The organism is Aurantimonas sp. DM33-3 (assembly GCF_014334315.1).
Classification (GTDB): Bacteria; Pseudomonadota; Alphaproteobacteria; order Rhizobiales; family Rhizobiaceae; genus Aurantimonas; species Aurantimonas coralicida.
This window is the reverse complement of the sequence record NZ_JACSGS010000015.1, coordinates 42,190-65,947: the sequence shown is the minus strand read 5'-3', so window position 1 is coordinate 65,947 and position 23,758 is coordinate 42,190. Positions and strand designations below refer to the sequence as shown.

The following is a 23,758-nucleotide window of genomic DNA, read 5'->3' as shown; positions in this document are numbered from 1 at the left end:
GACGGCGAGAAAGGTTCATCCGAGAATGTCGTGGCAAAGCCCTGGCGGTGGCGACACTGCGTCACCGCGCTCCGGGTCGGAAGGCTAGAACTCGCCTTCGTAGAAGACGCCGACCTCGCCGCCGCCGGAGGAGGTCACCGCGCCGCGGGCGCTGAGGCCCGAGCCGAGATCGAGGTCGATGGTCACCCGGCCGCTCGTGTCGACGCCGACATAGGTGTTCTCGTTCAGATACTTGCCGACACCGACCGCGGTGGTGCCGTCGGCGGCGGTGCGGATGTCGAGATCGTCGACGCCGAGCTGCGAGCGCAGATTCTCCAGAAGGCCGCTGCTGCCGCCGACGCCGGCGAGCGAGGCCGCGGCTTCAGCGAGCTGGGCGATCTGCAGCGGCGACAGGTCGGAGGTGCCCTGGCCGAAGATCAGCCGCGCCAGCACCTCGTCCTGGGGCAGGGTCGGCTCGGAGGAGAAGTTGAAGCTCGGATCGTCGGCCGGACCGGTGACGGTGATGAATACGGTGGCGTCGCCGGCGGTGGAACGGGCCACGAGGTCGAGATAGGGCGTCAGGCCACCGGTGAAGCTCAGCCGACCGCGATCGAAATCAAGGCGCTTGCCGAGGATGGAGAAGCGGCCACGCTGCAGGTCGAAGCCGCCGACGACATTCGGGAAGGCGGCCGAGCCGGTGATGGTGATCCGGCCGCCGAGTTCGACGTCGAGGCCGCGGCCGCGCACGAACACCCGGTTGGGCGCGTTGAAGGTCAGGTCGAGATCGATGCCGCCGCCGCTGTTGCCGCCATCGGCGCGCTCGGGCGAGATCTCGCGCTGCTGCTCGTAGACGGCGGGGGCGGCGTTGCGATGGGTCACGTCGATACGGGCGAGCGAACTCGGCAGGTTTTCCGGCACGAGGACGTTGATCTCCTCGGCATTGATCGTGCCGGCCAGACGCGGCGTGCCGGTCAGCGGCCCGGTGATGGTCAGTTCGGCGTCGAGCCTGGCGGTGACGAGTTCGCCCTTGTTGTAGCGGCCGTCGTCGAGGCGGATCGTGATGTCGGCCGGGAAGCCGCCGTCGAGACCGACCGTCCCGGAGACGTCTAGCGTGCCGCCGGCGGACAGGTTCGCGTCGAAGGCGCGGATCGTCGCGGTGCGTCCGTCGAGCGAGATGGTCGTCGAGATGTCGTTGAGGGCGAGGTTGGCGCCGGTGTCGATGAAGCGGGCGCCGGTGGTCGAGACCGTGCCGACGATCGCGGGCTGGGACACGGGACCGGTCACGCGGGCATCGACGAGCACGGTGCCCTGCACCGAACGTCCGCCTTCGGCGAGGATCCGGTTGGCGAGCGACAGCGGCGCCGAGCCGTTCAGCGAGAGGTCGAGCTGCGGGCCACCGGCAAGGTTGACCGAACCGTTGGCGCTGAAGTCGAGGCCGTCGCCGGTCAGGCTGGTGTCGGTGGTGACCACCTGGTCGGCGAAACGGCCGCTGGTGGTGACGGCCAGGGCGCCGACGCCGGCGGCGCGGGTCTGCTGGATCGACACGCCGCTGGCATTGATGTCGTAGGTGACCGACGGATTGGACGGGGCGCCGGTGGCGCGGACCGTGCCGTTGATGGTGCCCTGCGGGGCGATGCCGGCCGCCGCGGCGCTGGCGATCGAGGCGGGCAGGGCGCTGATCTCGGCGGTGATGTTGAGGGCGTCGGCGCCGGCCGAACCGGTGACGGTGATGGCGCCGCCGCCAACGTCGATGCGGGCATTGCCGAGGTTCAGCGTGCCGCCGGCATAGCGGCCCTCCGCGACCGCCTGCAGCGCCGGCGCGCCGGCGGCCCGGCTCTGGGCGACGGACACGTCGGAGGCGGTGATGTCGAAGCTGGCGTCGGGATCGGTGAGCGAGCCCGTGGCCGATGCCGAGCCGGAGATGGTGCCGCGGGCGCCAAGGCTGTCGACGAAGCCGTTGGCGAGCCCGACGGGCAAGGCGTCGATGGCTACATCGATGTCCAGCTGCTCACCGACTGTGCCGGTGGCCCGGAGCGAGCCGTCACCCACGGTGACGTCGGCGCGCTCGATGGTGGCCGTCCCATCGGCATAGGAGCCGGCGGCGTCGAGGACGAGGGGCGCGACGCCGGACTGGGCGATCTGCCGCGTGGTGATGCCGCTGCCGGCGAGATCGAAGCGGGCCTGCGGATCGGACAGAGAGCCGGTGGCGGTGGCCGAACCGGTGATCGTGCCCTCGGCGTCGAGGCCGTCGACGAAACCGTTGGCGAGGCCGACGGGCAGGGCGTCGATGCCAAGGCTTAGGTCGAGCTGTTCGCCGACGGTGCCGGTGGCCCTGAGCGAACCGTCGCCGACGGTCAGGTCGGCACGCTCGATGGTGGCGGTACCGTTCGCATAGGCGCCGGCGGCGTCGAGGGCGAAGGGGGCGACGCCCGACTGGGCGATCTGGCGTGTCGTGATGCCGGTGCCGGAAAGGTCGAAGCGGGCCTGCGGATCGGCGAGCGAACCGGTGGCGGTCGCCGTGCCGGAGATCGTGCCCTCGGCGCCGAGATCGGGGGCAATGCCATTGGCGAGGCCGACCGGGATGGCATTGACGGCGACGCGCAGGTCGAGGGTCTCGCCGATTGTGCCCTCGGCGGTCAGCGAGCCGTCACCGACGGCGATCTCGGCTTCGGAGAGGGTCAGCGTGCCGTCGGCATAGCGGCCGGCGGCGTCCACCGTCAGCGGGTCGATGCCGCTCTCGGCGATGGCGTCGGCGGTGATGCCCGAGCCGGTCAGGTCGAAGCTGGCGGTCGGATTGTCGAGCGTGCCGGTGGCGGTGCCCTTGCCGGAGACCGTGCCGCGGGCGGCGAGGCCATCGACGAAGCCGTTGGCGAGACCGACCGGCAGATTGGTCATGGTGACGTCGAGGTCGAGGTTCTGGCCGACGCGGCCGGTGGCGACCAGCGAGCCGTCGCCGACATTGATGACGGCGGTTTCCAGCGCGGCGGTGGCGTCGGCGTAGGTGCCGGTCAGGCGCAGGGCCAGCGGCGCGACGCCGGAGCGGGCGATCTGCCGGGTGGTGATGCCGGTGCCCGAGACGTCGAAGACGGCTTCAGGGTCGATGGTGGAACCCGACGCGGAGGCGGTGCCGGACAGGGTGCCGCTGGCGTCGAGGCCGGGGACGAGGCCGTTGATCAGGCCGACCGGCAGGCGGCGCATGGCCAGTTCGATGTCGAGCTCTTCGCCGATTGTGCCGGAGGCGCTCAGCGAGCCGTCGCCGACGATCAGTTCGGCGCGGTCGAGGGTCGCGGTGCCGTCGGCATAGGCGCCGGCGACCTCAAGGGTCAGCGGATCGATGCCGGCCGCGGCGATCTCCTCGGCTGTGATGCCGGTGCCGGACAGGGCGAAGGTCGCATGGGGATCGCTGCGCGGACCGGTGGCGGTCGCCGTGCCGGTCAGCGTGCCTTCGGCGTCGAGCCCGTCGACGAAGCCGTTGGCCAGCGCCACCGGGACGGAATCCATCGCGACCTCGATGTCGAGCTGGTCGCCGATCGTGCCGGACGCGTCGAGCGAGCCGTCGCCAAGATCGAGCCTTGCGGTCTTCAGCGTCAGCGTTCCGCCGGCATAGCTGCCGGTGAGGTTCGCCTGGATCGCCGGCACGCTGGCGGCCCGCGAACTGGCGACGGCGAGGTCGGTGCCGACAATGGCGAAGGTCGCTGCGGGATCGTTTGCCGCGCCGGAGACGGTGGCGGTGCCGCCGATGGTGCCGGTTGCGGCAAGGCCCGGCACGAAGGGATTGGCGGCGGCGGCCGGCACGTCGGTCAGGCGCAGCGCGAGGTCGAGGCTTTCGCCGGCGCTGCCGTCGAGGGAAAGGTCGCCGTCCCCGACATCGACGCGGATGCCGGAGAGGGTCGTCACGCCGTCCTCGATCCGCACGATGGCCTCTTCTGCGAGACGGATCGCGGCGTTCTCGATGTCGGCGGTCAAGCGGGTCAGGCGGACCAGGGTCGTGTCGGGCTCGAACAGCATATTGCCGGCCAGCGCGAAGGGCACGGCGTTGACCTTCGCCTCGGCGACGAGATCGGTGCCCTGTTCGTCCTCGCGCAGCGCCACGTCGAGGTCGCTGACGGCGATGCCGGGTGCTGCAATGGTGCGGGCGGTGACGGTGCCGGTCGGGCGCGGAATGCCGAGATAGTCCTTCACCGACAGGTCGATGCGAGCGCCATCGAGCGTGTTGCCGGCAACGGAAAGGCGCTCGCCGGTCAGGTCGATGGCGGCGACGGGCATGCCGTCGTTCTCGACGGTGAGGTCGACCTGCCCGACCACGTCGCCGGAGGCGTCGAGGCTGCCGAGCGCGGCCAGCGGGCCGATGTCGCTGACGTCGATGGCGAGGGTGCCGACCGGGGCGAAGGCGTCGGTCAGGCGCAGATCGCCGGTGATGCTGTTGGGACCTTGGCGGATGGCGAGGTCGGTGATCCGGCGGTCGCCATTGTCCAGCGTCTCGACGGTGGCATTGCCCGACAAGGGCTGGCCGTCGAGCGTGCCGGTGATGGCGACGCTGCCCGAGGGCGAGGCAGGGTTGAGCGTGCCGCGGGCCTCGACCTTGAGATCGGCGAGTTCGCGGCCGTTGATCGACAGGCCGTTGCCGGAGATCTGCAGATCGAGGTCGGGCTTTTCGACCGGGCCGGAGGCGGTCAGGCTGAATGTCGCGGCACCGGCGAGGGCACCGCTGACGGAGCCGGCCTCGTTGAGGGAACCGGAAATGTCGGCGGAGACCGTATCGTCGGTGAGGGCGGCGGTGCCCTCGATCGTCAGGCCGTCGCCGCGCACGGTCAGCGCCTCGGCGCTCAGCGCGCCGTCCGGGGTGCGGGCGAAGCGGCCGCCCACGGCGAGTTCCTCGCCGGCCAGCGGCACGACGGCGGCCGACAGGGCGCTGGTCTGGAAGCGCGACTGCACGTCGAGGGCGAAGGTCGAGAAGTTCAGCGCGGCCTCGCCCTCGAGCTGCAGATTGGCGACGTCGGTCACCGCCTCGCTCGGCCGGAAGGTCAGTCCTGTGTCGGTCAGGTTGCCGGCAAGCGCGATCTTCACCGGGCCGTTGAGGAAGCGCTGCTGGATGCCGTCGGGCGCGGCGACGGACTGGGCTTCCAGATCGGCGTCGAAGGCGCCCTTGAAGCCTATCAGGTCGAAGCCGGCGCTGGCGATCTTCGCGCTGATTCCCTGGGCCTGATATTCGCCGGAACCGGCGCGCGGCAGGCGCAGCGTCAGGTCGAGCGCTGTGGCGGAAAGCGCACCCTTCAGCGTGCCGTCGATGCCGGCAAGCTCGATCGTGGTCTCGCCCGGCGCCTCGCCGAATACGAAGGGGATCGGATCGCCGTCGCGCGAGGCGACCGACAGATTCAGGTCGTTGGCGGTGCCCGACAGGTCCAGCGTGCCGCCGGCCGTCGCCGAGAGTGCATCGGAGGAGAGGACCGCCTGCTCGATGGCGTAGGTGCCGTCGTCGCGGATCACCATCTGCAGGTCGAGCGCCGTGCCGCCGGCGACGTAGCGCTGGAACTGTTCGGGCACGAAGCGTTCGGCGGCGACATTGAGCGAGGCCGAGATGCGCAGGCCGGCATCGACGTCGTCGACGCGGGCGGTGAGGGTGGCGGCGGTCTCTGCGCCGACTTCCAGCGAGCCGTTGGCCATGAAGGCCGAAAGCGGCCCGGAGCCGTTGATGGTCAGGTCGACGGCCGGGCGGTCGGGAATATCGAGCAGCGTCGCGACGAGGCCGCCTGCCGGCTCGCTGGCCTTGACGTCGATCTTCAGCTGGTTCTCGGCCGGCGCATAGCCGATCTCCAGCGCGATCTGGCCGGGCTGGTCGAGCCGCTCGATGTCCGCCTTCACGTTCAGATCGGTTGGATCGGCGGCAAGCTGCAGGCTGGCATCGGCGCGCAGCCGGGCGCGGGTTCCGGCGATCGCCTCGCCGAGCACGAATTCGTCGATCGCCAGGCGGCGGATGTCGGCGGTGATCGAAGGCAGCGAAAAGCCGCCGGATCCCTCGTCGGGCGCGGCTTCCGGCTGGCCGGTCGGCAGGCGTTCCAGGACGATGCTGCCGGCGGTCAGCGCGTCGATCGAGACGTTGGAGCGGACGAGAGACAGCGGCGACCAGTCCATGGCGAGGTCGCTGGCGGTCAGGAACACGCCCTGCGGATCGGAGACGGTGACGTTCTCGATGCGGATGTCGCCGCTCAGCGCGCCCGACAGGCCCTCGATCTTCACCTGCATGGTGTCGGTCGAGACGAGGTTCTCGATCTGGGTCGCGAGGAATTGCTGGGCCTGCGCCGGGCGGCTCGGGGCGAGCGCCACGAAGCCACCCAGGACGAGGGTCGCCGCGATCTGCAGGAGACGTCCGGCACGTATCATCAGAAGGCCTGTCCGATTCCGGCGTAGAACTGGAAGCTGGCGTCGCGCGGGCCCGGATCGAGCGGCACCGCGACGTCGACGCGGATCGGCCCGAAGCTGGTCAGGTAGCGCAGGCCGACGCCGGCGCCGAGCTTGAACTCGTTGAAGTCGGGCACGAGGTCGTCCGACACGGTGCCGCCGTCGACAAAGGGCACGATCTGGATCTTGTCGGTCACCGCGACGCGGGCTTCGAGCGAGGCTTCGAACAGCGACAGGCCGCCGGTGGGCGTGTCGGTGAAGTCGGGATTGAAGCCGCTGCCGGCCGGCACGCTGGACGGATAATAGGGGCCGATCGACTGGAATTCGTAGCCGCGGACCGAGCCGCCGCCGCCGGCGAAGAAGCGTCGGTCGTTGGGCACTTCGCCGAGATCGGCGCCGAAGATGGTGCCGTAGCCGACGCGGCCTGCGAGAACGAGCCTGTCGTTCTCGGTCAGCGACAGGTAGCTCGACGCATCGACGCGCGTCTTCACGAAGGCGGCGCCGTCATCGACATTGTAGGTCGGCTCGGCGAAGGCCTTGGCGAAGATGCCCTCGGTGGGGTTCAGCTCGTTGTCGCGGCTGTCGAAGGTGTAGGTCACCGGCACCGAGGCGAGCAGATAGTCCCGCTCGCCGAGGAAGTCGCCGATGGTCTCGTATTCGCCGCGCACCGTGGCGCTCAGCTTCTGCTGCTCGTCGATCTTGTATTCGACGCCGCTGGTGACGGCGACGAATTCGCGGTCATAGGCCAGCGGCTGCTGCCGGCCGGCCTCGATGGAGCCGATATAGACCGAATCGGGACCGAGCACGCCGGGCTTCTTGAACACCAGCGAGGTGGCATAGTCCGGGCCGCTGATCTCGCGGGCCTCGTCGCTGATCGCGGTGGCGCCGATGCGCGAGATCGAGGCGTCGAGGCGGATCGATTCCGCCCGGCCGAACAGGTTGCGATAGCCGACATAGCCGGAGGCGCCGGCGCCCTCGGTGTTGGAGTAGGTGGCGCCGAGGCCGTAGAAGCCGAATTTGCGCTCGGCCACCTCGACCTGCACCGGCAGGGTACCGTCGGCGGCCTGGGCCGCGCCGGGTTTCACCGTCACGCTGGAAAACACGCCGAGCTCGACGAGGCGCTTACGGGCCGCGGCCAGCTCGTCGGGCGAGAAGACCTCGCCGGCCTTCACGCCGGCCATGTAGGCGACAAAGCCGGGATCGACATCGGTGGTGCCGTCCACCCAGGTCTCGCCGAAGGGGACGATGTCGCCGGGCGACACGTCGAGGGAATAGTCCAGCTCGTCCGTGGCGGCATCCGCCACGGTCTCGCGGCCGGTCACGGCGACGAAGGGGCGGCCCTGGTTGCGCAGGTCGCGCAGGAGGTTCGCCTCGCCTTCCAGGACATCGACGGAGTTCGCCGAGCCGCCGCGCACCAGGCCGTATTCGGCCGGATCGACGGGCAGGCCGCCGGTGGTGATCGCCACGCGGCCGAGTTCGTAGACCGGGCCGGGCGTCACGCGGATCGTCACCGGCACGGGGCGCGAGGTATCGAATTTCGTGTCCGGCGGCAGGTCGGCGAGGTTGCGGCCCTCGATGAAGATGTCGACGAGGCCGTCGTATCGGGCGTTCTCGTAGAGCGTCGCGACAAGCCGCTTGCGGTCGGTCTTCGCCTTGGCGATCAGGCCCAGCGATCCGGAGACCGGGTCGCTGGCGTCGGAGACCAGGACCGAGGCATCGTTCAGGGCGGTTTCGATGTCGCCGTCGGCGGTCACGCCCGGCGCCAGCGACAGGGATGCCGTGTAGGAGATCGGGTTGATGATATCGGTGGCGTCGTCGGTCTCGTCCTCGAAGAACTTGAATCCGAAGATCTCGAAGGCCGCGGCGCGCTGCGGAGCCGCCATGACGAGCACCGCCCCGAGGGCAGCGCGTGCAAGCATGTGGCTGGTGTGGAACCGATACCGCAAAGACGCCAGTTTCCCGTTGACCGCATTGACCGTTGGAGCGGCACCCGAAGCCGGCTTCACGATGTCCGGTGACGGCGCGCGAAAGGCTGCCGCGACCCCTCCTCGGGCTGGCGGTCAGCATGCTGGGATTTGATGAAATAACAACCTACTGGCGGGGATATTTCGTCCGGTGACGTTAACGTGTAGCTGATTTTCGCCCGTCCCGTGCCGCCGGGGTCACACCTGTCGGAACGTCACTGCGACGCTTGGCCGCGAGGTCGGGCGGCGGACGATTTGAAGGGCAGGCGCCGGCCTCTCCGCGCCGGTGGTTTCGGCTGCAACCAGACCCGCGCCGGCGACGCCGTACCATGGAACGATTCTGAAAAGCGCTTGAAGCGATCCCCGGCAAAGGGCAAGCTCGCGCCGGAGCCGCGGCGTGGGTAGTCGACGCCGCGCAGATATTCGCCCGTCCGGCAGCGATGCGGGACGATGCGATCAGACCCCCGGGGAGGATATCGATGAGTGACGTGACGATCACGGTGAACGGTCGGGAGATGAAGGGCGCGGTCGAAGACCGCACGCTGCTCGTCACCTTCCTGCGCGAAAATCTCGGCCTGACCGGCACCCATGTCGGCTGCGACACCTCGCAGTGCGGGGCCTGCGTGGTCCATGTGGACGGCAAGGCCGTGAAGTCCTGCACCATGCTGGCCGTCCAGGCCTCGGGCGCCTCGGTGACGACGATCGAGGGACTGGCCGACGGCGCCGAGCTGCATCCGGTGCAGACGGCCTTCCGCGAGCATCACGGCCTGCAGTGCGGCTTCTGCACCCCGGGCATGATCATGACGGCGGTGGATCTGATCCGCCAGCACGGCAGCGCGCTCGACGAGAAGGCGGTGCGCGACGGCCTCGAGGGCAATATCTGCCGCTGCACCGGCTACCACAACATCGTCAAGGCGATTCTGGCCGCCGCCGGCGCATCGCAGCCGCAGCAGGTCGCGGCCGAATAGGGAGGCAGGGCGGCCTTCGGGTCGCCACGGATCAGGGCGGCCGCAGCGATCCCGACGGTGATCCCGGCCCCCAGCGAAAATTGGGAGGTTTTCTATGGGTATCGAAGGCATCGGCGCAAAGGTTCTGCGCAAGGAGGATCGCCGGTTCATCACCGGGCGTGGCCGCTATGTCGACGACATGGTCGTGCCGGGCATGAAATACGCGGCGTTCGTGCGCTCGCCCCATGCCCATGCCACGATCTCCGGCATCGACATGGACGAGGCCAAGGCGATGCCGGGCGTCATCGGCATCCTGACCGGCGAGCAGCTGCAGGGCGACGGCATCGGCAATCTGATCTGCGGCTGGGCGGTCTCCTCCAAGGACGGCACGCCGATGAAGATGGGCGCCTGGCCGGCGCTGGCGGTCGAGAAGGTCCGCCATGTGGGCCAGGCCGTCGCGGTGGTCGTCGCCGAGACCCAGATGCAGGCACGCGACGCGGCCGAAGCGGTGATGGTCGACTATAACGAGCTGCCGGCCGTGGTCAGCGCCGTCGAGGCGCTGAAGGATGGCGCGCCGCAGCTCCATCCGGAAGCCGAGAACAACCTGATCTTCGACTGGGAGCTGGGCGACAAGGGCGCGACCGACGCGGCCTTCACCAATGCCGCGCACGTCACCAGGCTGCACATCGTCAACAACCGGCTCGTGCCGAACCCGATGGAGCCGCGCGCGGCACTCGGCCATTACGACGCCGCCGACGACCACTACACCTGCTGGACCACCTCGCAGAACCCGCATGTCGCCCGGCTGGTGATGAGCGCCTTCTACAATGTCGCGCCGGAGCACAAGCTTCGGGTGATCGCGCCGGATGTGGGCGGCGGCTTCGGCTCCAAGATCTACATCTATCCCGAAGAGATCGTCTGCCTGTGGGCATCCAAGCGCACCGGCGTGCCGGTAAAGTGGACGTCCGATCGCACCGAGGCGTTCCTGACCGACGCCCATGGCCGCGACCACGTGACCGAAGTCGAGATGGCGCTGGACGCCGACAACAAGATCCTCGGCCTCAAGGTCGACACGGTGGCCAATCTGGGCGCCTACATGTCGCTGTTCTCGTCGGCGACGCCGACCTATCTCTACGCGACGCTGCTGTCGGGCCAGTACGACATCCCGGCGATCCACGCCAATGTCAGGGCCGTCTACACCAACACCGTGCCGGTGGATGCCTATCGCGGCGCCGGCCGGCCCGAGGCGACCTACGTCATCGAGCGGACCATGGAGACGGCGGCGCGCGAGCTCGGCGTTTCGCCGGCGGAACTGCGCCGCAAGAACTTCATCCGCTCCTTCCCGCACCAGACGCCGGTCATCATGGCCTATGACGCCGGCGATTTCGACGCGACGCTGGATGCCGGCATGCAGGCGGCGGACGTCGCCGGCTTCGAGGCCCGCCGGGCCGAGGCACAGTCGCGCGGCAAGCTGCGCGGCCTCGGCATGAGCTGCTACATCGAGGCCTGCGGCATCGCGCCGTCGAAGGCCGTGGGCTCGCTCGGCGCCGGCGTCGGCCTGTGGGAATCGGCCGAGGTCCGGGTCAATCCGGTCGGCACGATCGAGATCCTCACCGGCTCGCACAGCCACGGCCAGGGCCACGAGACGACCTTCGCCCAGCTCGTCGCCGAGCGTTTCGGCCTGCCGGTCGACAACGTCCAGGTGATCCATGGCGACACCGACAAGGTCCAGTTCGGCATGGGCACCTACGGCTCGCGCTCCGGCGCGGTGGGCATGTCGGCGATCCACAAGGCGCTCGACAAGGTCGAGGCCAAGGCCAAGAAGATCGCCGCGCATCTCCTGGAAGCCGACGAAGGCGACATCGTCATCGAGAATGGCGAGGTGAAGGTCGCCGGCACCGACAAGTCGCTCGGCTGGCACGAGGTCTGCCTCGGCGCCTATACCGGCCACAATCTGCCGGACGGCATGGAGCCGGGCCTGAAGGAAGGCGCGTTCTACGATCCGACCAACTTCACCTTCCCGGCCGGGTGCTACATCTGCGAGGTCGAGGTGGATCCGGAGACCGGCACCACCGAGATCGTGCAGTTCGTCGCCGCCGACGATTTCGGCCGGGTGATCAACCCGATGATCGTCGAGGGACAGGTGCATGGCGGTCTCGCCCAGGGCATCGGCCAGGCTTTGCTGGAAGGCGCCCATTACGACGAGACCGGCCAGCTCGTGACGGCGTCCTACATGGACTACGCCATGCCGCGGGCCTGGGACCTGCCGATGTTCGACGTGTCGACCAACGAGACGCTGTGCCCCGGCAATCCGCTTGGCATGAAGGGCTGCGGCGAGGCCGGCGCGATCGGTTCGCCGCCGGCCGTCATCAACGCCATCACCGATGCCATCGGCAACAACGACCTGACCATGCCGGCGACGCCGCAGAAGGTGTGGCGGGCGCTCCACGCCGTCACCTGACGGCGACCTGATCGTCCGGCGGCCGCAGACCGGCCGCCGGCAGCCTTCCGGGACCCCTGGTCCCATCGAGACAGCCGCGCCGCGCGGCCCGCGCCTGGACAGGACAGGCGCGACCCGGCGCCAAGGGAGACCTGAGATGTACGAGACCACCTATCATCGCCCCTCGACCCTCGACGAGGCCGTCCGGCTGGTCGGCGACAGCGGCGGGGAGGGCAAGTTCCTCTCCGGCGGCATGACGCTGATCCCGACCATGAAGCAGCGTCTGGCCGCGCCGACGGCGCTGGTCGATCTGCGCCATGTCGCCGAGCTCAAGGGCATCAGCGTCGAGGGCCGCTCGATCCGCATCGGCGGCGGCACGACCCATGCCGAGATCGCCGCCCATGAAGGGATCAAGTCGACCTGTCCGGGCTTTGCCTCGCTGGCCGGGCTGATCGGCGACATCGCCGTGCGCCACATGGGCACGATCGGCGGCTCGGTCGCCAACTACGATCCTGCCGCCGACTATCCGGCCGCCCTGAAGGCGATGGGCGCGACGATCCACACCTTCAAGCGCGAAATGCCGGCGGACGAATTCTTCGTCAGCCTGTTCGAGACCGCGCTGGAAGAGGACGAGATCGTCACCGCGGTGTCCTTCGAGGCGCCGGACCAGTGCGGCTACGAGAAGTTTCGCAACCCGGCCTCGCGCTACGCCATGTGCGGCGTCTTCGTCGCCAGGCGCGGCGATGGCGTGAAGGTCGGCGTCACCGGCGCGGGCTCGAACGGCACGTTCCGCTGGGAAGCCGCCGAGCAGGCGCTGTCGGCGAATTTCGACGGCTCCGCCATCGAGGGGCTGTCGGTCGATCCGAGCGACATGCTGGCCGATCTGCACGGCTCGTCGGATTATCGTGCCAACCTCGTCAAGGTCGTCACCAAGCGCGCGGTCGCCAAGGCGCAGTCGCACTAGGCGCCGGCAACCCTTCCATGATGCGACGGCCGGGTTTTTGCCCGGCCGTTTTCGTTTGTGGCGTCGTCGCGCAGGACGGTTTCCCGCCTCCGATGCAGGCCGAAGCGCCCAAGGCGGCTCCGGGGCCACCACCTGCGACAGCCTGTAGCAGGGCAATCCGGCCGCGACCGCTCGCAGGAACATTCCGAGAACCCTATACAGGCGGGATGGCCAAGACCACGCTCATCGACAAGCTGGCGATCCTCTCGGACGCCGCCAAATACGACGCCTCCTGCGCGTCCAGCGGCTCGACCCGCCGCGACTCGTCGAAGTCCGGCGGCATCGGCTCGACCGAGGGCTCGGGCATCTGCCATGCCTACGCCCCGGACGGGCGCTGCATCTCGCTGCTCAAGATCCTGATGACGAATTTCTGCGTCTATGACTGCGTCTATTGCGTCAATCGCTCGTCGTCGAACGTGCCGCGGGCGCGTTTTTCGGTGCAGGAGGTCGTCGACCTGACGATGTCCTTCTACCGGCGCAACTACATCGAGGGGCTGTTTCTCTCCTCCGGCATCATCCGCAGCTCCGACTACACGATGGAGGAGATGGTGCGGATCGCCCGCAAGCTGCGGCTGGAGGAGAATTTCCGCGGCTACATCCACCTGAAGACGATCCCCGACGCCGCACCGGCGCTGATCGAGGAGGCGGGGCTGTTCGCCGACCGCCTGTCGATCAACATCGAGCTGCCGACCGACGTGACACTGGAAGCCTTCGCGCCGGAAAAGAACCCGCGCGATATCCGCAGGTCGATGGGGCATCTGCGCGCCAAGATCGAGGAGCACAAGGGCGAGAAGCGGGACCGTGCCAAGCCGAAGCGCTTTTCGCCCGGCGGCCAGTCGACCCAGATGATCATCGGCGCCGACGGATCGGACGACGACGCGATCCTTGGCCGGTCGGAAAATCTCTACGGCAATTATCATCTGAAGCGCGTCTATTACTCGGCCTTCTCGCCGATCCCCGACGCCTCGAGCCGGCTGCCGCTCTCCAAGCCGCCGCTGATGCGCGAGCACCGGCTTTACCAGGCCGACTGGCTGATGCGCTTCTACGGCTTCGACCGCGGCGAAATCGTCGCGGGCGGCGACGGGGGCATGCTGGATCTGGCGATCGACCCGAAGCTCGCCTGGGCGCTGAAGCATCGCGAGCGGTTTCCCGTCAACGTCAACCGTGCCGACCGCGAGATGCTCTTGCGGGTGCCGGGTCTCGGCACGCGGGCGGTGAACCGCATCCTGTCGACGCGGCGGCATCGCAGCCTGCGCCTCGACGACGTGGCGCGGCTCTGCCAGTCGGTGGACAAGGTTCGGCCGTTCATCGAGGCGCTCGACTGGTCGCCGGGCGCGGCGACGGACAGCGCCGGTTTGCGCGAACGCTTCGTGCCGAAGGTGCAGCGGACGGCCCAGCTCGAACTGTTCTGAGCGTCGCGCCTTACACAAGCCGCCGGCCGGGCCGCGGGGCATCGGCGGGAACCGCGGCACCGTCATGCAGGTTTCATTTCGTCCCGCAGGCGAGCCCGATCCCATGTATGTTGCGTGTCTTTCCTTCTCCGCCGATTTCGACGCGTGGCGCCAGGCGGCGCGCACGGCGCTGGCGCTCGGCGTGCCGCCGGATGAGATGAGCTTCACGGTCGGTGACGAAACCGCGGGCCTCTTCGCCGAGCCGCTGCCCCCGGCGCCCGCCGGCGCGCCGCAGCCGACCGCGCCGAAGGCGTTTCCCGAACTGGCGGCCAAGCTGGTCTGCCATGCCGATGCCGACCGCTTCGTCTTCGCCTATCGCCTGCTGTGGCGCCTGCAACGCGAAAAGAAGCTCCTGGAGATCGCGTCGGACCCGGACATCCTGCGCGCCGCCGAGATGGAAAAGGCGGTCCGCCGCGACAGCCACAAGATGAAGGCCTTCGTGCGCTTTCGCGAGATCGAGGACGACGAAGGCCGCCGCCACTACGTCGCCTGGTTCGAGCCGTTCCACCACATCGTCGAACACACCGCGCCGTTCTTCGCCCGGCGCTTCGCCGGGATGGTCTGGACGATCCTGACGCCGGAACGCAGCGCTCATTGGGACGGCTGCGAGCTGACCTTCCTGCCCGGCGCGACGAAGGACATGCGGCCGGAGGGCGACGACATGGAGGCGCTGTGGCTCACCTATTACGCGTCGATCTTCAACCCGGCGCGGCTCAAGGTGAACGCCATGCGCGCCGAGATGCCGAAGAAATACTGGGCAAACATGCCCGAGACGGCGCTGATCAAGCCGCTGATCGCCGGGGCCGAGGCGGCGTCGCGGCGAATGATCGAGACCGCGCCGACCTTGCCGAGCCTGCGGCACGAACGCCAGAAGGAGCGCGACATGGCACGACAACCCGATCTGGCGGCGCAGCCGGCAGACAAGCGCCCGACATCGATCGCCGCGGCGCGCGAGGCGGCCAGCCACTGCCGCGCCTGCCCGCTCTGGGAGCCGGCGACCCAGACGGTGTTCGGGCGAGGGCCGGAGGATGCACCGGTCATCTTCGTCGGCGAGCAGCCGGGCGACCAGGAGGACATTGCCGGCGAGCCCTTCATCGGGCCGGCGGGAAAGGTGTTCGACGCGGCGTTGGGCGAGGCCGGGATCGACCGCAGCCGCGCCTATGTCACCAATGCCGTGAAGCACTTCAAGTTCGCGCCGCGCGGCAAGCGGCGCATCCACGCCAAGCCGAATGGCGGCGAGGTGCGGGCCTGCCGCTGGTGGCTGGACCTCGAACGCGACCTGATCCGGCCGAAGCTGATCGTCGCGCTGGGCGCGACGGCGGCCTCCGCCGTCCTCGGCAAGACCGTGACGATCCGCAACACGCGGTCGAAGCTGATCGACCTCGACGAGGGGACCCGGGCGCTGGTCACCGTGCATCCGTCCTACATCCTGCGGCTGCCCGACAAGGCCACGCAGGAGCGCGAGCGCGAAGCTTTTCACGCGGACATGGCGCTGGTGCGCGAGACGGTGCCGGAACTGGCGCTCTAGCCGATCAGGACCAGACGGATGCCGTAGCCGACCGTGGCGACGGCGGCCACGCCGCCGAGCCACAGGAGCGCGAACCATCCGAGCCGGCTTTTCAGGCTACCCGGCGCCGGGTCCTCGTTCGCCGGGCGGTCGCCGTGCCGCGCCATCAATGGTGATACCCCTCGCCCTCGCGGACCTTGCCGCGGAAGACCCAGTAGGAATAGCCGGTATAGGCGAGGATCAGCGGGATCAGCACCGTCGCCCCGACCAGCAGGAACATCAGCGAGGATTCCGGTGCGGCCGCCTCCCAGATGGTGACGTGGGGCGGGATGATGTCGGGATAGAAGGTGATCCCGAGCCCGGCAAAGGACAGGACGAAGATCGCCAGGGCCGACAGGAACGGCCGGATCTCCTTGCCGGTCGCCAGCGACTGGAACAGGCTGAAGGTGGCCAGCGCGACGAGGATCGGCACCGGCGCCACGTAGAAGATCTGCGGGAAGGTGAACCAGCGCAGATAGAACTGGTCTTCCATGAACGGCATCCACAGGCTGACCACGCCGATCAGGACCATGGTGCCGACCGCCGAGATCCAGGCGTAGCGGCGGGCGATGTCGTGCAATTCGCCCTCGGTCTTCATGACCAGCCAGGTGGCGCCGAGCAGCGCGTAGCCGACGACGACGGCAACGCCGGTCATCAGCGAGAAGGGCGTCAGCCAGTCGAACCAGCCGCCGGCATAGGCGCGCCCGTCGATGTCGATGCCCTGGACCAGCGTGCCGAGGGCGACGCCCTGGCTGAAGGCGGCGACGATCGAGCCGACGAAGAACGAGACGTCCCACATCCAGCGCCCGCGCACGGTCTTGAAGCGGAACTCGAAGGCCACCCCGCGGAAGATCAGCGCCAGGAGCATGGCGATGACCGGGGCGTAGATGGCCGGCATGATGATGGCGTAGGCCAGCGGGAAGACCGCGAACAGGCCGCCGCCGCCCAGCACCAGCCAGGTCTCGTTGCCGTCCCAGATCGGCGCCACCGTGTTCATGGCGGTGTCGCGGTTCTCGTGCCGGCCGAGCAGCGGGAACAGGATGCCGGTGCCCAGGTCGAAGCCGTCGAGAATGACATAGGCAATCACCGCGAAGGCGATGATGAAGGCCCAGAGTACAGCGAGATCCATCTGCGTCGGCCTCCTATTCCGCCGGTTCGGGTTTGTTGCGGCCTTCCAGCGAGAAGGCGGGCGTGATGCCGGCCGAGCGCGTCGGATGATGATCCGGCGTGTCGTCCTCTGCCGGGCTTGGCAGCTTCGACATCAGGCGCATGATGTAGAATGTCCCGGCCCCGAACAGCACGAAATACACCACGATGAACGCCACCAGCGAGGTGCCCACCGCTTCGGCGGCGATCGGCGAATGGCTCTCGGCGGTCCGCAGCAGGCCGAAGACGGTGAAGGGCTGGCGCCCCATCTCGGTGGTGACCCAGCCGCAGATCACCGCGACGAAGCCCATCGGCCCCATGGCGATCATGGCGCGCTGCAGCCAGGGCGAATCGTAGAGCGAACCGCGGAAGCGCTTGAACAGCGACCACAGGCCGATGCCGAGCATGGCGAAGCCGATGCCGACCATTACGCGGAAGGTCCAGAAGATCACCGTCGAGTTCGGCCAGTCCTCGCGCGGGAAGGCGTCGAGGCCCTGCACCTCGCCGTCGAGCGAATGGGTGAGGATCAGCGAGCCGAGATAAGGCACGTTGACGGCATAGTCGGTCCGGCCTTCCTCCATGTTCGGGATGCCGAACAGGGTGAGCGGCATCGCACCGTCGGAATTCGTCTCGAAATGCCCCTCGATCGCGGCGATCTTGGCGGGCTGGTGCTCCAGCGTGTTGGTGCCGTGCAGGTCGCCGGCGACGATCTGGATCGGCGCGACGATGGTCGCCATCCACAGCGCCATCGAGAACATCGTGCGGGCCATCTGGTTGCTGCGGTCGCGCAGCAGATGGAACGCCCCGACCGCGCCGACGATGAAGGCCGTGGTGAGATAGGCGGCCAGCACCATGTGCACCAGCCGGTAGGGGAAGGACGGGTTGAAGACGATCGCCCACCAGTCCTCGGGCACGAACTGGCCGGCGGCGTTGTAGCTGAAGCCTGCCGGCGTCTGCATCCAGGAGTTCACCGATAGGATCCAGAAGGCCGAGAACAGCGTGCCGAGGGCGACGACGACCGTGGCGGCGAAGTGCAGCTTGTCGCCAACGCGCTTGCGGCCGAACAGCATGATGCCGAGGAAGCCGGCCTCCAGGAAGAAGGCGGACAGCACCTCGTAGCCCATCATGGGGCCGAGGATCGGACCGGTCTTGTCGGAGAAGACCGACCAGTTGGTGCCGAACTGGTAGCTCATCACGATGCCGGAGACGACGCCCATGCCGAAGCTCAGGGCGAAGATCTTGATCCAGTAATTGAAGGTGTCGATGTAGACCGACCGCCCGGTCGCCAGCCACAGGCCCTCGAGCACCGCGAGGAACGAGGCGAGGCCGATGGTGAAGGCCGGAAATATGATGTGGAACGAGATGGTGAAGGCGAACTGGAAGCGGGCGAGGGTGACCGGGTCGAAACCTTCGAACATGGTTTTGCCTTCAACATTTATCTGGCGCGTGGATGCACCCAAGATGGACGCTGCGACAAGGTCAGAGTAGGCCTCTGCGACCATTTTGCCAGCGTATGGGCGCAAGCCCCCGCGGCTTTTTCCGCGCGCCGTGACCCGATCTCGATCGCCACTTGTGCGGTTTCCCCGTGCCGTTCTTCTGGTATGGATGCCCCGGGACGATGCGGGGAGGGATTTGCATGAACACGACGGGATGGTCGGGGGACCTGACGACGATCTTCGAGGCGGCCGTTGCGGCGGCGCATCCGGCGAGCATTCTCGCCGCGCATCTGCCGCCGCCGCCGCCGGGGCGCATCGTCGTCCTCGCCGCCGGCAAGGCCGCCGCCTCGATGGCCGCCGCCGCAGTCGCCCACTACACGCAGACGCATGGCGTGCCCGCCGACCGGCTCACCGGCATCGCGGTCACCCGCGACGGCTATGCGCTCGATGCCGGGCCGATCCCGGTGGTCGAGGCCGGTCATCCGCTGCCCAACGAACACGGGCTGGCGGCGACGGCGGAGGTCGTTGCGCTCGCCGAAGCGGCCGGGCCGGACGACCTCGTGCTGGCGCTGATTTCCGGTGGCGGCTCGGCCAACTGGCTGCTGCCCGCCGAGGGCATTTCGCTCGCCGACAAGCAGGCGGTCACCAAGGCGATGCTTCGCAGCGGTGCCGGCATCGGCGAGATCAACTGCGTGCGCAAGCATCTGTCGCAGATCAAGGGCGGGCGCCTCGCCCATGCCTGCGGCGACGCGCGGCTGATCACCCTGGCGATCTCCGACGTGCCCGGCGACGATCCGAGCGTCATCGCCTCCGGCCCCACCGTGCCGGACGCAACGACCCTCGCCGATGCGCGGGCGATCATCGAGAAGCGCAGCATCGACCTGCCGGCCTCCTGCAAGGCCGCGCTGGACGATCAGGCCAACGAGACGCCGAAGCCGGGCAATCCGGTCTTCGAGCAGGCCGAATACAAGATCGTGGCGACCCCTGCCGCCTCGCTCGACGCCGCCGCGAAGATGGCCGAGCGGCTCGGCTACAGGGTGGTCAGCTTCGGCGCCGACGTGGAGGGCGAGGCGCGCGACGTGGCGGCCGAACATGCCCGCATCGCGCTGGAGGCCGTCGAGGCCGGCGACCGGGTCGCGATCCTGTCGGGCGGCGAACTGACGGTGACGATCCGCGGCGAGGGCCGCGGCGGGCCGAACCAGGAATACGCCCTGGCCCTGGCGCTCGCGCTCGGCGCCCATCCCGGCATCGCGGCGCTGTCCGGCGACACGGACGGCACCGATGGCGGGACCGGCCTTGCCAGCGATCCGGCCGGCGCCTTCGTCCTGCCGGACACGCTGGCAAGGGCGGCGGCTGCCGGGCTCGACGCCGAGGCGGCACTGGCGGCGAACGATTCGACCGGCTTCTTCGAGGCCATCGACGGCCTGTTCGTGCCGGGCCCCACCCACACCAATGTCAACGACTGCCGGATCATCCTCGTCGATCCGGCGGCGAGCTCCGAAGGGAGGCCGGCATGAAGCGTTCCCGCGTCAACGAGATCCTCAGGGAAGCGGATTCCTACATCCGCTCCTTCGGCTACGTCATGCCGCCCTTCGCCTATCTTTCCCCGAACGAGATGAAGGCGCGGCGGGCCGATCTGTCGACCATCGTGGAGCGCCGGCTCGGCTGGGACGTGACCGATTACGGCAAGGGCGATTTCGACCGGATGGGGCTGTTCCTGTTCACCACGCGCAACGGCGACGCGGCGGATCTGAAAGCCGGCGGCGGCATGCTCTATGCCGAGAAGATCATGATCTCCCGCCACGACCAGTATTCGCCGATGCATCGGCACATCGTCAAAGCCGAGGACATCATCAATCGCGGCGGCGCCAAGCTGGCGATACAGATGCATGAAAGCGCGCCCGACGGCTCCGTCGACGAGAGCGCCGAGGTCACCGTCGTCACCGACGGGATCACCCGGCGGCTGCCGGCCGGCGGCGTGCTGATGCTCGAGCCCGGCGAAAGCGTGACGCTGCTGCCCGGCAACTGGCACGCCTTTTGGGGCGAGGGCGGCGACGTCCTGATCGGTGAGGTCTCGACCGTCAACGACGATCTCACCGACAATGTCTTCCGCGAGCCGCTCGGCCGGTTTTCCGAGATCGAGGAGGACGAGGACCCGATGCTGCTGCTGGTCTCCGACTACGACAAGTGGCTCTGAGCCTGCCACGGCTTCGCTGAACGCTGTTTCGACGCGGGACGCCGGCCGGCGGTCGCGCCTTCCTGTGGACAGGTCGTCGCCGTCTCGACTCTCGCCGGGGCGGGCGTGATAGGTTCCGGCCACGTCCCCTCGACGACCGGACCGCGCCGCCAAGGCGGGCGGTCGTTCACGACATCGCCAGCACCGAAAGGCCTGCAATGACCGTTGCCGTCGATCTCGGCACGACCCAAACCGGCGAACCGGCGGAGCTCGATCTGGAGGAGCTGCTGTCGACGCGCCTGCTCGTCCAGGGCAATTCGGGCTCGGGCAAGTCGCATCTCCTGCGCCGCCTTCTGGAGCGCAGCGCGGACTGGGTGCAGCAGGCGGTCATCGACCCGGAAGGCGACTTCGTGTCGCTGGCCGAGCGCTACGGCCATGTGGTGGTCGATGCCAATCGCACGCCGGCCGAGCTGACCCGCATCGCGCGGCGCATCCGCGAGCATCGCGCCTCGGTGGTGCTCGATCTGGAAGGGCTCGACGCCGAGGTGCAGATGATGTGCTCGGCGGCCTTCCTGAACGGCCTGTTCGACGCCGACCGGGCGCACTGGTTCCCGATGCTGATCGCCGTCGACGAGGCGCATCTGTTTGCGCCGGCCATGTCCGGCGAGCATTCGGAAGAGGCCCGTCGCGCTTCGCTGGGCGCGATGACCAACCTGATGTGCCGCGGCCGCAAGCGCGGCCTCGCCGGGGTCATCGCCACCCAGCGCCTGGCCAAGCTCGCCAAGAACGTCGCCGCCGAGGCGTCGAACTTCCTGATGGGCCGGACGTTCCTCGACATCGACATGCAGCGCGCCGCCGACCTCCTCGGCATGGACCGGCGCGCCGCCGAACGCTTCCGCGACCTGGAGACCGGAAATTTCGTCGCGCTCGGACCGGCATTGTCGCGGCGGCCCATGCCGATCCGCATCGGTCCCGTCGAGACGGCGGGGCGCAGCGGACGTCCGTCGCTGATGCCATTGCCGGAGACGCCGCGCGAGGCGATGGAAGACCTGATCTTCACCGCCACGGAAGAGGACAAGGCAGCCGAGCGGCGCGCCATCGAGCGACCGCACTCCAACGCCGCCCCCCGCATCGAGGGCGCCGCCGCGGCGATCGCCACGCGCGAGCTTCTGGAGCGGGTGGCCGCAGCGCCGTCCGTCTCCGAGCGGCACGAGCCGATCGACGACGATCCCCGCTCGCCGGAAGAGCGCGCCGCCGCCGTGGATGCGATCTTCGCCGAGATGCTGCAGGACCCTGACGCGGCCTTCCGGCCGGTGCCGGTGCTCTACCAGGACTTCCTCACCCATTGCCGGCTGAAGCGCCTGCGCGGCGCCGAGACCGACATGGCGGCCTTCCGCCGGCGCCTGTCGCTGGCACGGGCCGGCGTGTCCTGCGAGACCGACGACGAGGAATGGCAGGGCGTCGTCGACCGGGCCGCCGATCTGCCGGAGGAGATGCAGGGCGTCTTCATGATGCTGGCGCGCGCGGCCCGCGACGAGGCGGAATGCCCCGAGGATGCGGCGCTGGCCCGCGCCTATGGCAGCCATTCGCCATCGCGCGGCCGGTTCCTGTTGTCCTTTATGGCCGAGCGCGGGCTGATCACCGCTGAAGCCGATTTCCGCGGCAACCGTGTCGTCGGCATCACCGGCACCGACTGGCGGACGAAACTGCCGCAGGTCAAGCTGGACGCGGCCGACGAGGCGCGAGCCCGCCGGGCGGCGCGTCTGGCACGCGGCTGAGGCCGGGACGACCGCGCTCGCCTTGATACGCCGAGCCGCAGTCCTGCGATCATCACGCCGGGACCTGACGCCGCAGGGATGGCTTCGCGCGGAAACGTGGTAGCAGGCGGGCAGCCGATCCTGTGGGTGTCGGTGCTCGGCCGGGCTGCAGGGCCGTCACTGCATGTCTTTCGCCATTCACGCTGAACCGGACGCAATATCGCCGCCATGGCTCATTTCGCCCTGATCTGTCCGCCCTATTACAGCCATCTGCAGGTCTTCGCGGTGCTCGGCGCGGAACTGGTGCGGCGCGGGCACCGGGCGAGCTTCGTCGTCAATGGCGGGGCGGGCGAACTGCTCGCGGCCAAGGCTCCGGCGGGGATCGCGATCCACGAGGTCGGGGCGGGCGGCCCAGATCGCCTTGAGCGGATCATCGCCCGGGCGGCACGGCCGAGCGGGCCGCTCGGCATCCTGCGCACGGTTTCCGATGCGGCCGGCCTGACCGACCAGCTCTGCCGCTTCGCCCCGGACATCCTGCGCGGGATGGGCGCGACGGCCATCCTCGGCGACCAGATGGAGCCGGCCGCCGGGCTTCTCGCCCGGCATCTCGGCCTGCCCTTCGTTTCGGTCGCCGCCGCCCTGCCGGTACATGCCGATCCCGCCGTGCCGCTCCCCTTCCTGCCCTGGCCGTACGATCCGAGCGGGAAGGGCCTGAAGCGCAATCGCGGCGGCGAACGCGTCGCCGACCTCCTGATGACCGCGCAGCGCCGCATGATCGCTGAATGGGCGGAGCGGTTTGGTCTTGGGCCGCACGCCGGGCACGCCGATTGCCTGTCCTCGCTGGCGCAGATCTCGCAGCTCGTGCCCGGCTTCGACTTCCCGCGCCCCGCCAACGCCCACCGCCACGCCGTCGGCCCGATCCGCCCGCCATCGGAAGGCCCACCGGACCTGCCGGCCACGCTTCAGGCGCGGCTCGACCCGGAACGGCCGCTGGTCTTCGCCTCGCTCGGCACGCTGCAGGGCCACCGCGCCGGCATCTTCCGCGCCGTGGCCGGGGCCTGCCGCGACCTCGGCGCGCAATGCGTCGTCGCCCATTGCGGCCGGCTGGATGCGCGACAGGCGGCGCGCATCGATGCCGATATCGTCACCGACTTCGTGCCGCAGCGGGCAATGCTGTCGCGCGCCGCGGTCTGCGTGACCCATGCCGGCATGAACACGGTGCTGGATTCGCTGGAAGCCGGCGTGCCGATGCTGGCCTTGCCGATCGCCTTCGACCAGCCGGGCATCGGCGCGCGGATCGTCCATCACGGTGTCGGCGAGCGGCTGCCCCGCGTCCTTCTGTCCCGCGCGAAACTGCGCAATTCGCTTGAGCGGCTGCTGGCGGAGCCTAGGTTCCGCAACGCGGCGCAGCGGATCGGCCAGGACATCCGCATGTCCGGCGGCACGCGACGCGCGGCGGACATCATCGAGGAGGCGGTGGCCGGCAAACCGGCCGGCGCCGGGTAGGAAGGCAA

Annotated in this window: 14 protein-coding genes; 9 read left to right on the top strand and 5 right to left on the bottom strand. The window is 69.1% G+C overall.

The window, feature by feature from the left end; genetic code table 11:
* Positions 1-84 precede the first annotated feature (84 nt).
* On the bottom strand, positions 85-6,360 hold the full coding sequence (locus H9Q09_RS22705) for a translocation/assembly module TamB domain-containing protein (RefSeq protein ID WP_187392135.1): 6,276 nt from the start codon (positions 6,358-6,360) through the stop codon (positions 85-87).
* On the bottom strand, positions 6,360-8,297 hold the full coding sequence (locus tag H9Q09_RS17775; protein WP_187392134.1) for an autotransporter assembly complex family protein: 1,938 nt from the start codon (positions 8,295-8,297) through the stop codon (positions 6,360-6,362). Before H9Q09_RS17775 ends, H9Q09_RS22705 begins: the two co-directional genes overlap by 1 nt.
* A 524-nt stretch (positions 8,298-8,821) precedes the next feature.
* On the opposite strand from H9Q09_RS17775, the gene H9Q09_RS17770 reads away from it, so the two are divergent.
* From H9Q09_RS17770 to H9Q09_RS17750, 5 genes are all read left to right on the top strand, one after another.
* Positions 8,822-9,310, top strand: a complete 489-nt coding sequence (locus H9Q09_RS17770; RefSeq protein ID WP_024349230.1) for a (2Fe-2S)-binding protein — start codon at positions 8,822-8,824, stop codon at positions 9,308-9,310.
* A 94-nt stretch (positions 9,311-9,404) separates the two neighbouring features.
* Positions 9,405-11,750 carry a xanthine dehydrogenase family protein molybdopterin-binding subunit gene (locus H9Q09_RS17765; RefSeq protein ID WP_187392133.1) on the top strand — a complete coding sequence of 782 codons (2,346 nt, stop codon included), beginning with the start codon at positions 9,405-9,407 and terminating at the stop codon, positions 11,748-11,750.
* Between the two features lie 136 nt (positions 11,751-11,886).
* The gene (locus tag H9Q09_RS17760; RefSeq protein WP_187392132.1) at positions 11,887-12,693 is read left to right on the top strand and encodes a xanthine dehydrogenase family protein subunit M; all 807 of its coding nucleotides are present in this window, start codon (positions 11,887-11,889) and stop codon (positions 12,691-12,693) included.
* Between the two features lie 206 nt (positions 12,694-12,899).
* The gene (locus H9Q09_RS17755) at positions 12,900-14,144 is read left to right on the top strand and encodes a putative DNA modification/repair radical SAM protein (RefSeq protein ID WP_024349227.1); all 1,245 of its coding nucleotides are present in this window, start codon (positions 12,900-12,902) and stop codon (positions 14,142-14,144) included.
* A 103-nt stretch (positions 14,145-14,247) separates the two neighbouring features.
* Positions 14,248-15,711 carry a UdgX family uracil-DNA binding protein gene (locus H9Q09_RS17750; RefSeq protein ID WP_187392131.1) on the top strand — a complete coding sequence of 488 codons (1,464 nt, stop codon included), beginning with the start codon at positions 14,248-14,250 and terminating at the stop codon, positions 15,709-15,711.
* Here H9Q09_RS17750 and H9Q09_RS17745 read toward each other — a convergent pair.
* From H9Q09_RS17745 to H9Q09_RS17735, 3 genes are read right to left on the bottom strand one after another with little or no spacing between them, the layout of a single operon-like run.
* Entirely contained in the window at positions 15,708-15,857 is a 150-nt protein-coding gene (locus H9Q09_RS17745; protein ID WP_187392166.1) for a DUF2474 domain-containing protein, read from the bottom strand. The genes H9Q09_RS17750 and H9Q09_RS17745 overlap by 4 nt on opposite strands.
* A complete protein-coding gene (cydB, locus tag H9Q09_RS17740; protein ID WP_024349225.1) occupies positions 15,857-16,858 on the bottom strand; it encodes a cytochrome d ubiquinol oxidase subunit II in 1,002 nt (333 codons plus the stop codon). The genes H9Q09_RS17745 and cydB overlap by 1 nt, the downstream gene beginning before the upstream one ends.
* Before the next feature lie 13 nt (positions 16,859-16,871).
* Positions 16,872-18,293, bottom strand: coding sequence for a cytochrome ubiquinol oxidase subunit I (locus H9Q09_RS17735; RefSeq protein WP_024349224.1), 1,422 nt, complete (start codon positions 18,291-18,293; stop codon positions 16,872-16,874).
* A 218-nt stretch (positions 18,294-18,511) separates the two neighbouring features.
* Here H9Q09_RS17735 and H9Q09_RS17730 point away from each other — a divergent pair, with 218 nt between their 5' ends.
* The 4 genes from H9Q09_RS17730 (at position 18,512) to H9Q09_RS17715 (ending at position 23,750) form a co-directional block, all read left to right on the top strand.
* The gene (locus tag H9Q09_RS17730) at positions 18,512-19,828 is read left to right on the top strand and encodes a DUF4147 domain-containing protein (RefSeq protein WP_187392130.1); all 1,317 of its coding nucleotides are present in this window, start codon (positions 18,512-18,514) and stop codon (positions 19,826-19,828) included.
* The gene (locus H9Q09_RS17725; RefSeq protein ID WP_187392129.1) at positions 19,825-20,508 is read left to right on the top strand and encodes a D-lyxose/D-mannose family sugar isomerase; all 684 of its coding nucleotides are present in this window, start codon (positions 19,825-19,827) and stop codon (positions 20,506-20,508) included. Before H9Q09_RS17730 ends, H9Q09_RS17725 begins: the two co-directional genes overlap by 4 nt.
* 197 nt (positions 20,509-20,705) lie before the next feature.
* Complete coding sequence (locus tag H9Q09_RS17720; protein WP_187392128.1) at positions 20,706-22,265, top strand: ATP-binding protein; 1,560 nt, start codon at positions 20,706-20,708, stop codon at positions 22,263-22,265.
* Positions 22,266-22,472: 207 nt separating this feature from the next.
* The gene (locus H9Q09_RS17715) at positions 22,473-23,750 is read left to right on the top strand and encodes a glycosyltransferase (protein ID WP_187392127.1); all 1,278 of its coding nucleotides are present in this window, start codon (positions 22,473-22,475) and stop codon (positions 23,748-23,750) included.
* Positions 23,751-23,758: the final 8 nt, after the last annotated feature.

Bases quoted from the DNA above. Each gene is read 5' to 3' on its own strand.
- H9Q09_RS17745 (WP_187392166.1), bottom strand. From the start codon at position 15,857: ATGGCGCGGCACGGCGACCGCCCGGCGAACGAGGACCCGGCGCCGGGT.
- H9Q09_RS17720 (WP_187392128.1), top strand. From the start codon at position 20,706: ATGACCGTTGCCGTCGATCTCGGCACGACCCAAACCGGCGAACCGGCG.
- H9Q09_RS17770 (WP_024349230.1), top strand. From the start codon at position 8,822: ATGAGTGACGTGACGATCACGGTGAACGGTCGGGAGATGAAGGGCGCG.
- H9Q09_RS17750 (WP_187392131.1), top strand. From the start codon at position 14,248: ATGTATGTTGCGTGTCTTTCCTTCTCCGCCGATTTCGACGCGTGGCGC.
- H9Q09_RS17730 (WP_187392130.1), top strand. From the start codon at position 18,512: ATGAACACGACGGGATGGTCGGGGGACCTGACGACGATCTTCGAGGCG.
- H9Q09_RS17735 (WP_024349224.1), bottom strand. From the start codon at position 18,293: ATGTTCGAAGGTTTCGACCCGGTCACCCTCGCCCGCTTCCAGTTCGCC.
- H9Q09_RS17765 (WP_187392133.1), top strand. From the start codon at position 9,405: ATGGGTATCGAAGGCATCGGCGCAAAGGTTCTGCGCAAGGAGGATCGC.
- H9Q09_RS17725 (WP_187392129.1), top strand. From the start codon at position 19,825: ATGAAGCGTTCCCGCGTCAACGAGATCCTCAGGGAAGCGGATTCCTAC.
- H9Q09_RS17760 (WP_187392132.1), top strand. From the start codon at position 11,887: ATGTACGAGACCACCTATCATCGCCCCTCGACCCTCGACGAGGCCGTC.
- H9Q09_RS22705 (WP_187392135.1), bottom strand. From the start codon at position 6,360: ATGATACGTGCCGGACGTCTCCTGCAGATCGCGGCGACCCTCGTCCTG.
- H9Q09_RS17755 (WP_024349227.1), top strand. From the start codon at position 12,900: ATGGCCAAGACCACGCTCATCGACAAGCTGGCGATCCTCTCGGACGCC.
- H9Q09_RS17715 (WP_187392127.1), top strand. From the start codon at position 22,473: ATGGCTCATTTCGCCCTGATCTGTCCGCCCTATTACAGCCATCTGCAG.
- H9Q09_RS17775 (WP_187392134.1), bottom strand. From the start codon at position 8,297: ATGCTTGCACGCGCTGCCCTCGGGGCGGTGCTCGTCATGGCGGCTCCG.
- cydB (WP_024349225.1), bottom strand. From the start codon at position 16,858: ATGGATCTCGCTGTACTCTGGGCCTTCATCATCGCCTTCGCGGTGATT.